The organism is Streptomyces sp. NPDC043726, assembly GCF_056436565.1.
In genome coordinates this window covers 39,910-53,181 of sequence record NZ_JBWKCI010000012.1, presented here as the reverse complement: position 1 = coordinate 53,181, position 13,272 = coordinate 39,910, and the positions used below count along the sequence as shown (strand labels likewise).

The 13,272-nt window shown below is 69.3% G+C and carries 14 protein-coding genes; 1 reads left to right on the top strand and 13 read right to left on the bottom strand.

Features of this window, described 5'->3' with window-relative positions:
• Nucleotides 1–126 precede the first annotated feature (126 nt).
• The 3 genes from AC068Z_RS31275 to AC068Z_RS31265 form a co-directional block, all read right to left on the bottom strand.
• Nucleotides 127–1,290 carry a cysteine desulfurase family protein gene (locus AC068Z_RS31275; protein WP_478563130.1) on the bottom strand — a complete coding sequence of 388 codons (1,164 nt, stop codon included), beginning with the start codon at nucleotides 1,288–1,290 and terminating at the stop codon, nucleotides 127–129.
• An 82-nt stretch (nucleotides 1,291–1,372) separates the two neighbouring features.
• Complete coding sequence (locus tag AC068Z_RS31270) at nucleotides 1,373–1,639, bottom strand: DUF4190 domain-containing protein (RefSeq protein WP_478563127.1); 267 nt, start codon at nucleotides 1,637–1,639, stop codon at nucleotides 1,373–1,375.
• Nucleotides 1,640–1,693: 54 nt separating this feature from the next.
• A complete protein-coding gene (locus AC068Z_RS31265) occupies nucleotides 1,694–1,846 on the bottom strand; it encodes a hypothetical protein (protein ID WP_451721770.1) in 153 nt (50 codons plus the stop codon).
• 120 nt (nucleotides 1,847–1,966) lie between these two features.
• On the opposite strand from AC068Z_RS31265, the gene AC068Z_RS31260 reads away from it, so the two are divergent.
• Nucleotides 1,967–2,596 (top strand): TetR family transcriptional regulator, encoded by a 630-nt coding sequence (locus AC068Z_RS31260; RefSeq protein ID WP_451721771.1) that lies wholly within the window; start codon nucleotides 1,967–1,969, stop codon nucleotides 2,594–2,596.
• Between the two features lie 69 nt (nucleotides 2,597–2,665).
• Here AC068Z_RS31260 and AC068Z_RS31255 read toward each other — a convergent pair whose 3' ends face one another.
• The 10 genes from AC068Z_RS31255 to AC068Z_RS31210 form a co-directional block, all read right to left on the bottom strand.
• A complete protein-coding gene (locus tag AC068Z_RS31255; protein ID WP_478563122.1) occupies nucleotides 2,666–3,001 on the bottom strand; it encodes a hypothetical protein in 336 nt (111 codons plus the stop codon).
• A gap of 197 nt (nucleotides 3,002–3,198) precedes the next feature.
• Nucleotides 3,199–4,050, bottom strand: a complete 852-nt coding sequence (locus tag AC068Z_RS31250; RefSeq protein ID WP_478563119.1) for a thioesterase family protein — start codon at nucleotides 4,048–4,050, stop codon at nucleotides 3,199–3,201.
• Nucleotides 4,051–4,140: 90 nt separating this feature from the next.
• The gene (locus AC068Z_RS31245) at nucleotides 4,141–4,797 is read right to left on the bottom strand and encodes a trimeric intracellular cation channel family protein (protein WP_478563116.1); all 657 of its coding nucleotides are present in this window, start codon (nucleotides 4,795–4,797) and stop codon (nucleotides 4,141–4,143) included.
• Nucleotides 4,798–4,867: 70 nt separating this feature from the next.
• A complete protein-coding gene (locus AC068Z_RS31240; RefSeq protein WP_478563113.1) occupies nucleotides 4,868–6,118 on the bottom strand; it encodes an ABC transporter ATP-binding protein in 1,251 nt (416 codons plus the stop codon).
• Entirely contained in the window at nucleotides 6,115–7,212 is a 1,098-nt protein-coding gene (locus tag AC068Z_RS31235) for an ABC transporter ATP-binding protein (RefSeq protein WP_478563110.1), read from the bottom strand. Before AC068Z_RS31235 ends, AC068Z_RS31240 begins: the two co-directional genes overlap by 4 nt.
• Complete coding sequence (locus AC068Z_RS31230) at nucleotides 7,209–8,216, bottom strand: ABC transporter permease (protein ID WP_478563107.1); 1,008 nt, start codon at nucleotides 8,214–8,216, stop codon at nucleotides 7,209–7,211. Before AC068Z_RS31230 ends, AC068Z_RS31235 begins: the two co-directional genes overlap by 4 nt.
• A gap of 69 nt (nucleotides 8,217–8,285) precedes the next feature.
• Nucleotides 8,286–10,043 (bottom strand): ABC transporter substrate-binding protein, encoded by a 1,758-nt coding sequence (locus AC068Z_RS31225; protein ID WP_478563104.1) that lies wholly within the window; start codon nucleotides 10,041–10,043, stop codon nucleotides 8,286–8,288.
• Between the two features lie 58 nt (nucleotides 10,044–10,101).
• Entirely contained in the window at nucleotides 10,102–11,097 is a 996-nt protein-coding gene (locus AC068Z_RS31220) for an ABC transporter permease (RefSeq protein WP_478563101.1), read from the bottom strand.
• A 322-nt stretch (nucleotides 11,098–11,419) separates the two neighbouring features.
• A complete protein-coding gene (locus AC068Z_RS31215; protein ID WP_478563098.1) occupies nucleotides 11,420–12,205 on the bottom strand; it encodes an enhanced serine sensitivity protein SseB C-terminal domain-containing protein in 786 nt (261 codons plus the stop codon).
• Nucleotides 12,206–12,349: 144 nt separating this feature from the next.
• On the bottom strand, nucleotides 12,350–13,141 hold the full coding sequence (locus AC068Z_RS31210; protein ID WP_478563096.1) for an enhanced serine sensitivity protein SseB: 792 nt from the start codon (nucleotides 13,139–13,141) through the stop codon (nucleotides 12,350–12,352).
• Nucleotides 13,142–13,272: the final 131 nt, after the last annotated feature.

The following is a 13,272-nucleotide window of genomic DNA, read 5'->3' as shown; positions in this document are numbered from 1 at the left end:
CGAAGACCAGGGCGGAGACGATCGAGAAGCGCTCCAGGATGCCGACCACGAGGTGGATCAGGGCCGCGGCGAGGACGAAGATCTGCGTGATGACGTTCAGGCCCGGATCGGCCTGCGTTCGGCGCCTTATGTCAGCCCCGCCGCACGGGCCCTCTCCACCGCCGGGCCGATGGCCTTGGCCACCGCCTCGACGTCGGCCTCCGTGGAGGTGTGGCCGAGGGAGAAGCGGAGGGTGCCGCGGGCCAGGTCCGGGTCGGTGCCGGTGGCCAACAGGACGTGGCTGGGCTGGGCGACGCCCGCGGTGCAGGCGGAGCCGGTGGAGCACTCGATGCCCTGGGCGTCCAGCAGGAGCAGCAGGGAGTCGCCCTCGCAGCCGGGGAACAGGAAATGGGCGTTGGCCGGGAGGCGGTCCACCGGGTCGCCGCCGAGGATCGCGTCGGGGACGGCGGTGCGGACGGCCCGGATCAGCTCGTCGCGCAGGGCGCCGATCTCCCGCGCGAACCACTCGCGCTGTTCGGCGGCCAGCCGGCCCGCCACCGCGAAGGAGGCGACGGCGGGGACGTCGAGGGTGCCGGAGCGGACCTGGCGCTCCTGGCCGCCGCCGTGCAGGACGGGGACGGGGGTGTGGTCGCGGCCGAGGATCAGCGCGCCGATGCCGTAGGGCCCGCCGATCTTGTGGCCGGAGACGGTCATCGCGGCGAGTCCCGACGCGGCGAAGTCGACGTCGAGCTGGCCGAATGCCTGGACGGCGTCGGCGTGCAGCGGGACGTCGAACTCGGCGGCGGTGTCGGCGAGTTCGCGGACCGGCAGGACCGTGCCGACCTCGTTGTTGGCCCACATGACGGTGGCCAGGGCCACGTCGTCGGGGTTGCGGGCGATGGCCTCGCGCAGGGCCTCGGGGTGGACCCGGCCGTACTCGTCGACCGGGAGGTACTCGACCGTGGCGCCCTCGTGTTCGCCGAGCCAGTGAACGGCGTCGAGCACGGCGTGGTGTTCGACGGGGCTCGCGAGGACCCGGGTGCGGGCCGGGTCGGCGTCCCGGCGGGACCAGTACAGGCCCTTGACCGCGAGGTTGTCGGCCTCGGTGCCGCCGGAGGTGAGGACGACCTCGCTGGGGCGGGCGCCGAGCGCTTCCGCGAGGGCCTCTCTCGACTCCTCGACCGTGCGGCGGGCCTGACGGCCGGCCGCGTGGAGGGAGGAGGCGTTGCCCGTGACGGTGAGGTGCGCGGTGAGTGCCTCGACTGCCTCGGGGAGCATCGGCGTGGTCGCGGCGTGGTCGAGGTAAGCCATGGTGAGCCCGATTCTACGGGCCCTGCCGGTGTGCGGACGCGGGGCAGGTCGGTGCGGGCGACCGCCCCCGGCCGGGCCGGTGTCAGAAGCTCCAGGACACCGTGCCGTCCGCCTGCATGAAGGCCAGGAGGACCACGAGGTCGGCGACTCCCAGGGTCAGGCCCAGATACGCGCGGCCCCGGCGCTGCGTGCCGCGCCAGAGCGCCACGGCCGCCAGGGTGATCGCGGTCGGGCCCAGGAAGACGTTGAGGACCAGCAGGCCCACGAGGCCGAGGATGAAGGACGCCACGGCCATGCCGTCGGCGTCCCGGCGGACGGTACGGGTGCTTGTCGGGGCGGTGAGTTGCATGGTGGGTCTACTCCCTGCGCGGTCGGTGGCGTGCGCGGTCAGTGGCGTGCGCGGTCAGTGGCGGCGGGCGTGGCGCTCGCGGAGCGCGAAGACGGCCAGCCAGGCGGCGATCACTACGGCGGCTACGACGGTGAAGCCGAGCGGCGCGTGGGCCACGGTGCCCATGACTACGCCCAGCAGCAGGAGCGCGGCAACGAGAAACAGCATGGGACGAGATCCCCCTCGTGACATTTCGGTGAACGGTTGTAGTAACACTTGTTCACTGACTTATAAGTCTAACCCGTCGGCGGCTTTTCAATTCCGGAGAACAGTTGTTAACTGCATGGCATGAGTCACACCCTCGGCATCCGGCAGGCCCAGAAGCAGAAGACCCGACAGGCGCTCCTGGACGCCGCGTTGGGACTGCTGGAGGAGCAGAGCCTGAGCAGTCTGGGCCTGCGCGAGGTCACCCGCGCCGTCGGCGTCGCCCCCACCGCCTTCTACCGGCACTTCCGTTCCACCGCGGATCTCGGCGTCGCCCTCGTCGAGGAGGCGCTCGGCAGCCTGCACGCGATGATCCGCGTCACCGTCTCCGCCGACGGCGACCCCGACGAACGCATAGCCCGCGCCGTCGAGTTGATCGCCGGCCACGTCGCCACGCACCCGGCGCACGTGCGGTTCATCGCCCGTGAGCGGCACGGCGGGGTGCAGCCGGTCCGCGAGGCCATCCAGGACCAACTCGCCCGTTTCGGCGAGGAAGTGAAGCGCGAGCTCGCCAAGGACCCGCAGTCCGAGGGCTGGAGCGACGACGACCTGCTGATGCTGGCCCACCTCTACGTCGACCAGATGCTCATCACCGCCTCGCTCTTCCTCGACACGCTGGAGGAGGGATCGCGGGAGCAGCGGCAACAGGTCGTCCAGGTCGCCACCCGACGGATGCGGCTCATCAGCATCGGCCGCCGGCACTGGCTGGACTGACACGGCGGCTACGACGAAGGCGGCGCCCCGTCCCGGGTGCGCCGCCTCAGCCGTACGACCGCTCTCGCGTCAGCCCTGCTGGGCCTGTCCGCCCGGCCCGCCGCAGCCGCCCGCCCCACCGCCGGGCCCACCGCTCGGCATCCCCGACGGAGCACCCGAAGGAGCGCCGGACGGAGCCCCGCTCGGCGCACCCGATCCCGCCGCGCTCGGCGCCCCCGAAGGCGCCCCGCCGGGCATCCCCGAGGGAGCGCCGCTCGGCATCCCCGACGGCCGCGTGCAGTTCTGCCCGCTGGAGCCGCCGGTGTTCGAGGACGACGAGTCGCCGGAGCCGGAACCACAGGCCACCAGTGCCAGCGGTGAGAGCGCCAGGAGGGCCACCGCGGGGACGAGACGCGCACGCTTCATGAGAAACAGCTCCAAGAACGATGAGGGAGTGCTGAGAGGGGCACTCAACCAACCGCGCTTAGGGCTTTCTTGGGGCGACGCTGTCCCCGTCCTGTCAGCAAGGCAAAGCGCGCTTCAAGTCGCCTCGCGCCTGTCCAGGTGGGAGCCGGTCCGACTTCACGGAGCCTGGCTGCGAGGGTGGCGACGACCACCGGGCCTCAGCCCAGACGGACCCTTGCCAGCTGCCGCGACTGGGCCACCAGGCGGTCCTCGCTGTCCCAGACCTCGGCGTCCTCCTCCAGGAAGCCGCCCGCCAGGTTGCGCGTGGTGATCGAGATCCGGAGCGGGCCCGGGGCCGGGCGCGAGCGGACGTGGACCGTCAGTTCGACCGTGGGGACCCAGCCCTTGATGCCGATCTCGAAGGCGGTCGGGGGCAGCGCGTCCACCGCCAGGAGCAGGGAGAGGGGGTCCGCGTCACGGCCGTCGGCCAGGCCGAACCACGCGCGCATCTCGCCCTTGCCGGAGGGAGCGCCGAGGGCCCAGCCCAGGGTCGAGGGGTCCAGCTTGATCATCAGGCGGTGGGTGATGGCCGAGCTGCCGGGGACGGGGGCCGGGCCGTCCTGGGGCCCGAAGCACTGGTCCATCGGCGGGATCGCGGGCGGCTTCGCCGTCGTACGGACGTCGTCCGGGAGGGAGTCGAGGTCGCCGTAGGAGGCGAGGACGCGGATGCGTTCGACCTCCCGGCCCTGCTCGTCGTACTGGAGGAGCGAGGCCTGGCCGGTCGACAGGGTGCGGCCGGTGCGGACCACCGAGGTGCGGACGACCGCCGGTCCCGGCTGGGACGCCGTCAGGTAGTGCGCCGAGATGGTGAAGGGGTCGGCGTGCGGCAGGGTGTCCGCGAGCGCGCGGCCGAGGACGGCCAGCAGATAGCCGCCGTTGACGGCGCTGATGATGGTCCAGCCGGCGGAGAGGTCGATGTCGTAGACGCCGGGCTCACGCCGGGTGAGGGCGGTGTCGCGGTCGAACTCGCTGTCGCCGATGGTGGCCTGCGTGGACGCTGCTTCTGGCATGGGTGAACGGTACAACAGCTAACTACTAAGCGGTAGCTTTTCTCATCATCCGGCCGTCGCGTGCGGCCCGAGCCGGCCCAGGCCCGGCCCTCATTCCTCCCGCACGGTGGACCGCCGGTTCCACGCCCGTGGCGCCCGCCAGTGGAAGCGCATCGCCAGCAGCCGCAGCACGAACGCCGTGACCACCGCGAGTCCGCTGGTGAAGGGGTTCAGGGTGTCGAAGCGGATGCACAGGGCGACCATGGTGGCGCCGACCATCGCCGGGACCGCGTAGAGATCGCGGTCCCAGCGCAGCAGCGAGGGCACCTCGTTCGCGAGCACGTCCCGCAGGACACCGCCGCCGACCGCCGTGGCGAGGCCCAGGGCGACGGACTGGGTGAGGCCGAGGCCGTAGTCGTACGCCTTCGTCGTGCCCGTGACGCAGAAGAGGCCGAGGCCCGCCGCGTCGAAGACGTTCACGCCGGTCTGGATGCGCTCCACGTGCGGGTGCAGGAAGACGACCAGGAGCGCGGCGAGCAGCGGCGTCAGGAAGTACCCCAGGTCCGTGAAGGCGGCGGGCGGTACGGCGCCGATGATCAGGTCGCGGAACAGCCCTCCGCCCAGCGCGGTGACCTCGGCGAGGACGGCGATGCCGAAGACGTCGAAGTTCTTGCGGACCGCCAGCAGGGCGCCGGAGATCGCGAAGACGAAGATGCCGATCAGGTCGAGCGTGTGCTGGACGGACGGGGTGAACAGTTGCTGGAGCACCCGTACATTCTCACCCGACAGCGAGCCCCCGCCTTACATTGCAAGGCGGGGGCTGGAGGCGGCTAGGCGATTATTCGCTCTTGTCCGTGCTCTTCGCGGTTTCGCTGCTCTCCGCGGCTTCGGTGCTCTCAGCAGCTTCGGTGCTCTCCGCGGTCTTCTCGACCTCCGCCGCCACCGCCGCCGACGTCTCCGCCGACTCCGCCAGCACCTCGTCGGAGACCAGTTCCGCCGCCTTCTTCGCGGCGGTCAGCAGGACCGTGTCCTGCGGGGCCTGGTCCTCGAAGCTCTCGGGGTGGTGGCAGGCGACCTGCTGACCGGGGCGCAGCTCGAGCAGCGGCGGCTCGGTCGTCTTGCAGATCTCCGTCGCCTTCCAGCACCGCGTGTGGAAGCGGCAGCCGCTCGGCGGCGCGATCGGCGAGGGCACGTCACCGCGGAGCAGGATGCGCTCACTCTTGGCGCCCCGGCGCTTGGGGTCCGGCACCGGCACCGCGGACATCAGCGCCTTGGTGTACGGGTGCATCGGCGCCTCGTACAGCGAGGTGCGGTCGGCGAGTTCGACGATCTTGCCGAGGTACATCACCGCGATACGGTCCGAGACATGGCGTACGACGGAGAGGTCGTGCGCGATGATCACGTACGTCAGGCCCAGTTCCTGCTGGAGGTCGTCCATCAGGTTCACGACCTGCGCCTGGATCGACACGTCCAGCGCGGAGACCGGCTCGTCCGCCACGACCAGCTTCGGCTTCAGGGCGAGCGCCCGCGCGATGCCGATGCGCTGACGCTGACCGCCGGAGAACTCGTGCGGGTAGCGGTTGTAGTGCTCGGGGCTCAGGCCCACCAGCTGCAGCAGCCGCTGGACCTCCTTCTTCACCCCGCCCTCGGGCTCGACGCCCTGGAGCCGGAAGGGCGCCGAGACGATCGAGCCGATGGTGTGCCGGGGGTTCAGGGAGCCGTACGGGTCCTGGAAGATCATCTGGATGTCCCGCCGCAGCGGGCGCATCCCGGCCGTGTTCAGCCGCGTGATGTCCTTGCCCTCGAAGTGGATCGTGCCGCCCGTCGGGTCCTGGAGACGGGTGATGACCCGGCCCATGGTCGACTTGCCGCAGCCCGACTCGCCGACCACACCGAGCGTCTCGCCCTTGCGCACCTCGAAGTCGATGCCGTCCACGGCCTTGACCGCGCCGACCTGACGCTGGAGCACGCCCTTGCGGATCGGGAAGTGCTTCTGCAGGCCCTCGACCTTGAGCAGCACCTCGCGCTCCGCGGCGGGAGCCGAGGCCTGCGCCGGGACGGTCACGTCCGATTTCTTGGTTTCACTCACAGCTTCGGCGCAATCTCTTCGGTCCAGATCCGCGTGCGGTCCTCGGGGGAGAGGTGGCAGGCGGAGAAGTGTCCGGTGCCGACCTGGGCCAGCTCGGGGCGCACGGTGCGGGTGACATCGCCCTTGGGGACGTCCGCGTACGGGCAGCGCGGGTGGAAGGCGCAGCCCGAGGGGACGTTGATGAGGCTCGGCGGCGAGCCCTTGACCGGGATGAGCCGGTCGGAGGTCTCGCGGTCGATGCGCGGCATCGAGCCGAGCAGGCCCCAGGTGTAGGGGTGCTGCGGCCGCTCGAAGACGTCGTCGACCGAACCGCGCTCCACGCACCGGCCGCCGTACATCACCAGGACGTCGTCGGCGATCTCGGCGACCACGCCGAGGTCGTGGGTGATGATGACGACCGCGGAGCCGAACTCCTTCTGCAGGTCCCGGATCAGGTCGAGGATCTGCGCCTGGACGGTCACGTCCAGGGCGGTCGTCGGCTCGTCCGCGATGAGCAGCTCGGGGTTGTTCACCAGCGCCATGGCGATCATCGCGCGCTGGCGCATACCGCCGGAGAACTCGTGCGGGTAGCCGTCGACGCGCTTGGCGGGCTCGGGGATGCCGACCCGGTCGAGCATCTCGATGGCCCGCTTGCGCGCGACCTTCTTGCTGACGTCGTGGTGGACGCGGTACGCCTCCACGATCTGGTTGCCGATCGTGTAGTACGGGTGCATCGCGGACAGCGGATCCTGGAAGATCATCGCCATCTCGCGGCCGCGCAGCCGGCGCACCTCGTCCGGGTCGGCGGAGATCAGTTCCTTGCCGTCGAGCCAGATCTCGCCGGACATCTGGACGTTCTTGCCGCGCGCGCCAAGCCGGTGCAGGCCCATGACCGCCAGCGAGGTGACCGACTTGCCGGAGCCGGACTCGCCCACGATGGAGAGGGTCTTGCCCTTCTCCAGCGAGAAGCTCAGCCCGTCGACGGACTTGACCAGGCCGTCGTCGGTCGGGAAGTGCACCTTGAGGTCACGGACTTCGAGGAACGCGGTGGGCGCGTCGGAGGGGGCCTTGACGGGCTCCCCCACCGCGGCACCGGTCTTGGACAGTTCGGTCACGAGAGCCTCACCCGCGGGTCGGCGGCGGCGTACAAGAGGTCCACCAGGAAGTTTGCGATCACGACGAAGAAGGCGGCGAGCAGGGTGACGCCGAGGATCGGGGGCAGGTCGTTGTCCTGGATGGCCTTCACGGCGTACTCGCCGATGCCGTGCAGGGAGAACACGTACTCGGTGATGACGGCGCCGCCGAGCAGCAGTCCGAGGTCCATGCCGAAGACGGTGATGATCGGGGTCAGCGCGGCCCGGAGCCCGTGCCGTGCGACCACCTTGCGCTCCCGCAGGCCCTTGGCGCGAGCCGTGCGGATGAAGTCCTCGTTCATCGTCTCCAGCATGCCCGAGCGGGTGAGCCGTGCGTAGATGGCGGAGTACAGCAGAGCGAGCGAACACCACGCCGGGAAGAGGGTGTTGGCCCACTGCGCCGGGTTCTCGGTGAACGGGACGTACGTGCGGCCGAAGATCGGCCACTCGATGGTGAAGAGCAGGATCGCCAGGCTGCCCGTGAAGAACATGGGGAGCGAGACACCGGCGAGCGCGATACCCATGAAGGTGCGGTCGAGGAGCGAGCGCGGCTTGAGCGCCGAGATCACACCGGCCGTGACACCGCCGATCAGCCACATGACTGCGGCACCGACGGCCAGGGACAGCGTCACCGGCAGGCGGTCGGTGAGCTGCGGCCAGACCTCGACGTGCGTCTTGAAGGAGTAGCCGAAGCACGGCGCGTTGCACTGCGCCGTGGTGGGGCCCAGGTCATAGGTGGCGCCGGCGACGATCCCCTTGATGAAGTCCCAGTACTGGACGTACACGGGCTGGTCGAGACCGAGGTTCTGCTTGACCGCTGCGATGTCGGCCTTCGTGGGGCTCTTCCCGATGTACTGCTGGGCCAGCTGGTCGGCCGTCTGGCCGGCGAGCCGGGGCAGCAGGAAGAAGATCGCGAAGGTGACCGCGGTGACGACCAGCAGCAGGATCACTGCCGCGATCATCCGGCGGAGGATATACGAGATCACGGGGATCGGCGCTGGTGCCCGCGGGCCGCTGAGCCCGCGGGCACCAATGCCTTCACCTACCTTCCGGGGCTACTTCTTGGTCGTGCCGATGTTGAGGTAGTCGTACTGACCGCTGAAGGCCGCCGTCGAGACCAGGTTGGTGAAGCCGGCCGGGCGGTACAGCAGGACCTTGAAGTAGGACAGCGGAACGAGGGCCGCCTCCTCCATCGTCTTCTTGTCGATCTCGGCGTAGAGGCTGTTGCGCTCGGCCTCGTCCTCGGTCGCGATCGCCTTCTCGAGCATCGAGTTGATGTCCGCGTTGTCGAGCTGCGACAGGTTGGTGTTGCCGGACTCGCCGATCGCGTCACCGTGCAGGATCTGCTGCTCGAAGCCGTAACCGGACGGCCAGTCAGCACCCCACTGCATCATGTGCAGGCCGATGTTCTCCTTCTTGTTGAACTTCGGCACACCCGCGTTGTCGGTGAAGTACTTGCCCGAGGGGTACTGCTTCAGCGTGGCCTCGATGCCGGCCGCCTTCAGCGAGTTGATGATCGCGGTGGCCGCGTCGATCTCCTGCGGACGGTCGCTGCGCGCCGAGATGTTGGTCTTGATGGTGTCCTTGCCGCAGGCCTTCAGCTGCTCCTTGGCCTTGGCGACGTCACCCTTGTTGCCGGGGGTGGCGTAGACGTCGGACTTCTCGTAGCCCGGGATGTCCGGCGGCAGGACGGTCGTGGCGATGTCACCGCGGATCGGGCCGCCGAGGGCGGTCTGCACCGAGACCTTGTCGACCGCGTACTGCACGGCCTTGCGGCACTCGACCTTGTCGAAGGGCGCGAGCTTGGTGTTGATCGCCATGTAGACCAGACGGCCACCGTAGGTGTTGTCGGTGTTGGCCTTCAGGTCCGCCTTGTTGACGACCTTCGCCTGCGTCGCGGCCTGGACGCCACCGCCACCGAGGTCGATGGCCGTGCCGGCCATGACGTCCTGGTCGATGGTCTCGGCGTTGACCTTCAGCTTGACGACGATCTTGTCCGGGTACTGCTTGCGCAGCGGGTCGGTCTTGGCGTCCCAGTTCTCGTTGCGGACGAGGACGACCTGCTTGCCCTCCTCGTAGCTCTCGAACTTGTACGAGCCCGAGGACACGACGTTCTTGACGTAGTCGACGCCGGTGTCCTTCGCCTTCGGCACGGGGGCCGTCTGCGGGGTGGCGACGAGGTAGTCGAACTCCTGGAAGGCGCGGTTGAGCTTGAAGACGATCGTGGTGTCGTCCGGCGTCTCGATGGACGCGATGCCCTTGTCGCTCTTGTCCTTGTACGGGCCCTTGTACTTCTCGCCGCCCTCGAGGAACTGCTGGAAGTAGTTGGGGCCGAGGGAGAGCACGTCACGCGCGAAGTTCGAGCGCTCCACCGCGTACTTGACGTCCTTGGACGTGATCGGCGTGCCGTCCTCGTACTTGAGGCCCTCACGCAGCTTGTACGTCCAGGTCTTGCCGCCGTCGCTGGGCTCACCCGGCGCCGACGCGAGGTCCGGGACCAGCTCGTTGCCGGCCTCACCGGCGGCGGGCTTGAACGTCATCAGCGGACGGGCGTACAGCCGGGAGAGGTTGTACATGTACGCGTAGTACGTGTTGCCCGGGTCGAAGGAGTCCGGCACGTCCGAGTACTCGTACGTGACCGTGCCCCCCTTCGCGTCCGAGGCGTTGACGACACCCTTGGTCGCTGCGTTGGCACCGGCCGACTTGTTGTTGCCGTCGCCATTGTCATTGTTGTCATCGGCCTTGCTGCAACCCGAAAGCACCAGGCTCACAGTGCCGATAGCCGCGATGGCGGCCAGCGCTGACCTTCGCATGATGGTCTGCTTCCCCTCCATAGGTGGAAACTTGATGGGCTCACGACGCGGCCGCATGTCAGCGGCTGCGCGGGTCGAGAGCGTCACGGAGTCCGTCGCCGAGCAGGTTGAACGCCAGGACGGTGACGAAGATGGCGAGGCCCGGCACGATCATGAACTGCGGGTCGACCTCGTAGAAGTTGACCGCCTCGCTGAGCATGCCGCCCCACGACGCCTGCGGGGGCTGGATGCCGACGCCGAGGAAGCTCAGGCTGGCCTCGAAAAGGATGTTCGTCGGGATGAGCAGCGTCGAGTAGACGATGATCGGGCCGACCAGGTTCGGGAGCAGCTCCCGGAAGAGGATGTACGGGCCCTTGGCGCCCATGCCCCGGGAGGCGTCGACGAACTCGCGCTCCCTGAGGGCCAGGGTCTGGCCACGGACGATACGGCCCAGGTACGGCCAGTTGAAGAAGCCGATGATGAAGATCAACACGCCGATGTGCAGCGGCAGACCCTCGAGGCCGAAGGCACCGCCCTGCAGCGTCGCCGAGATGGCGATGGCGAAGAGCAGCAGCGGGAAGGCGAGGAAGGTGTCCATCAGACGGCTGATGATCGTGTCCACGCGACCGCCGTAGTAGCCGGCGATCACACCGAGGACCGTGCCGATGGTGTTCGACAGGATGGTGGCCCCGAACGCGACGACCAGGGACACCCAGGAGCCCTCCAGGATGCGGGTGGCGATGTCCCGGCCGAACTTGGGCTCGACGCCCAGCGGGTGGTCCATGCTCATCCCGCCGAAGTCCCCGAGGGGCAGCGAGGTGTTGGGGTCAATCAGGTCCTGGTTGAAGGCGTTGGGGTCGAGACCGAAGAGGGCCTGGATGGGCCGGGACAGGACGGCGAGCAGCACCAGCAGGATGACGACGATGCCGCCGGTCACGGCGAGCTTGTCCTTCTTGAATCGGGACCAGGCGATCTGCCCAAGGGAACGGCCCTCGATCTGCCCCTTGTCGGCGCCGCTGAGCACAGCCTCAGGCTGTGCCTCGGCTGCCCCGCTGGTCTCGATCGGTGCGGTCACAGTGACCCGACCCCTCTCGCCGGTGGTGACCGGCCTACACCCGCCGTGGATTACGGCTTTGTCGACTTGCGCTCGATCACAGGATCGACCGATCCCGTGTCTGAGTCGGGAGTCTTCAGCGTCGTCACGATCACCCGCCAGGTCTGGCGGTGAAAGTATGCGTAACCGTGATGATGCGATAGGGATTCCGTTATCCGAACAGGGGATAGCGCACCCCGGACGGTAGGGAGTTGGGACACATCGGGCGTTCCATGACGTTCGGCATCATCTACGCGCGCAGAAATGTGTCGGGGACGTGAAAGAGCCGACGGTCCGTCACACGTCAGTATCCGCCGTGCGCCGGAGGGTAGCCGTACCCGGCGGGTGCCTGGGCCGCGTGCGCCTCACGGTCGTAGAACGGGCGGGCGCTCGCCCGCATCCACATCGCGACCGGGTCGTACTCGTCGGACATCGCCACCGTCGAGACCGGCAGGCCGTCCGGGACCGCGCCGATGGACTGCTGCATCATCGCGCGCACCGAGTCCACGGCGGGCGGGCTGGTGTCGTACACATCCAGTCCGATGGCGAGATACGGCGCCCCGAGCGCCGGCTGCACCCAGGCGCGGCGCAGGGTGCGGACGGCCGGGGTGCGGTGGGCGTTCTGCGCGAGCAGGGCGTAGAAGTGCGGGATCTCGATGCCGGGTTCGGAAAGGCGCAGCGGCCCGGCCGGCTGGCGGTCGAGGCCGGTGGCGATCCGGCGCAGATCGAGCCAGGGGATGCCGACACCGCCGCCCGGGGCGTGCGGGTTCAGCCAGAGGCCGAAGTGGTCCGGGTACAGGGTGCGGGCGACGTCGATGCCGTCCACGACCTCGTAGGAACGGTTCCAGCCGCTCGCCGACAACTCCTGGGCGGAGGTGACACACGGGGCATAGCCGTAGTTCTCGACCTCCATGTTCCCGTACTGGGCGTCCGGGGAGCCGGCCTGGCCGTGCCACAACAGCATCCAGATCTGGCCGGAGTTCGGGGTCGCGAGCGCGCGCAGGAGCGCCTCGTAGGCGTCGTACCGCCCGGGCGTGACCTGGCGCAGCATGTGCTCGACCTGACCGGCCGCGATGCCGCTGGCGCTCACCTGTACCGCCCCTTCATCTTCACTCTCGCCCGAGCCGTGACCCTAGCTTAAGCCCGCCTAATCACTCGGGACTTGCCGTGGTCGTGCGAGTGCGGCTTCGGTCGTGGCCGGTCGCGCGGTTCCCCGCGCCCCTGGGTGTGTCGGCTAACCCTGTGTGTAGAAGGGCCGTACCTTCTCGCGCATCCACACCACCACCGGGTCCTGGGCCGCCATGTCCAGCAGGATGAGGTTCACCGGCCACCTCGTCGGCACCCTGCCCAGGGCCCTGCCCAAAGCATCCATCGGGAGCGTGCGGAGGTCGCCCTCCCAATTGGAGAGTTCCACTCCCACGAACATCACGGGATCCGCCGTTTCGACGGTCGCCAGACAGCGGCGGGCCGTCGTCACGACTCCCGTGGCGGCGAACTCTGCCGAGGCCGCGGCCAGGAAGTCGACCGGGTCGTCCTGCCAGTCCGGCTCGTACAGCTTGACCCGGCCGCCGCTCGCGGGGCCGTCGAGCGGAGTGCGGCCGACCCGGCACAGCTCGGCCACCGCGACCGGCGGGAGAGGTATCCCCACCACCCCGTCGGGGTTGACCGCGATCCCGACCTGCGGGGGCAGGCCGCGGGCGAACTCCACCGCGGGGGCGATGGTGTACGACATGTGCGCGCCGACGACCTGGCGGAACTGCTCCTCGGAGCTGAAGACCGGGACATAGGCCTGGCCCTCGATCTCCAGCGTGGGCAGGTCCAGCGGGCCGCTGTTCGGGCCGCCGCCGGACGGGAGCGGGACCCAGAGGAAGCTGCGCCCGAGGACCTCGATGATCCGGCCGCCCGCCGAGGGCACGCCGAGGGAGGCGGAGAGCACCTCCTCCAGCTCGTTGCCGGGCCATCCGCCGTGCGGATGGGGGTGTGCCTGCGCCGGAAAGTCCGCGGGGAGATCCGCCGGGAAGTCCATCTGTCTGACCGCCTGCCGTGAACCACTGCTGTGGCTGAAAAGGCTAACGCCTCCCGGCGGGCCGGGAATCAGCCGGAAGCGGACCCGCACTCAGCCGGACCCGGACCCGGACCCGGACCAGGCCGGAAGCG

Coding starts and splice junctions, on each gene's coding strand:
- AC068Z_RS31210 (WP_478563096.1), bottom strand. CDS start 13,141: ATGGACTTCCCGGCGGATCTCCCCGCGGACTTTCCGGCGCAGGCACAC.
- AC068Z_RS31250 (WP_478563119.1), bottom strand. CDS start 4,050: ATGCCAGAAGCAGCGTCCACGCAGGCCACCATCGGCGACAGCGAGTTC.
- AC068Z_RS31270 (WP_478563127.1), bottom strand. CDS start 1,639: ATGCAACTCACCGCCCCGACAAGCACCCGTACCGTCCGCCGGGACGCC.
- AC068Z_RS31225 (WP_478563104.1), bottom strand. CDS start 10,043: ATGCGAAGGTCAGCGCTGGCCGCCATCGCGGCTATCGGCACTGTGAGC.
- AC068Z_RS31265 (WP_451721770.1), bottom strand. CDS start 1,846: ATGCTGTTTCTCGTTGCCGCGCTCCTGCTGCTGGGCGTAGTCATGGGC.
- AC068Z_RS31275 (WP_478563130.1), bottom strand. CDS start 1,290: ATGGCTTACCTCGACCACGCCGCGACCACGCCGATGCTCCCCGAGGCA.
- AC068Z_RS31260 (WP_451721771.1), top strand. CDS start 1,967: ATGAGTCACACCCTCGGCATCCGGCAGGCCCAGAAGCAGAAGACCCGA.
- AC068Z_RS31255 (WP_478563122.1), bottom strand. CDS start 3,001: ATGAAGCGTGCGCGTCTCGTCCCCGCGGTGGCCCTCCTGGCGCTCTCA.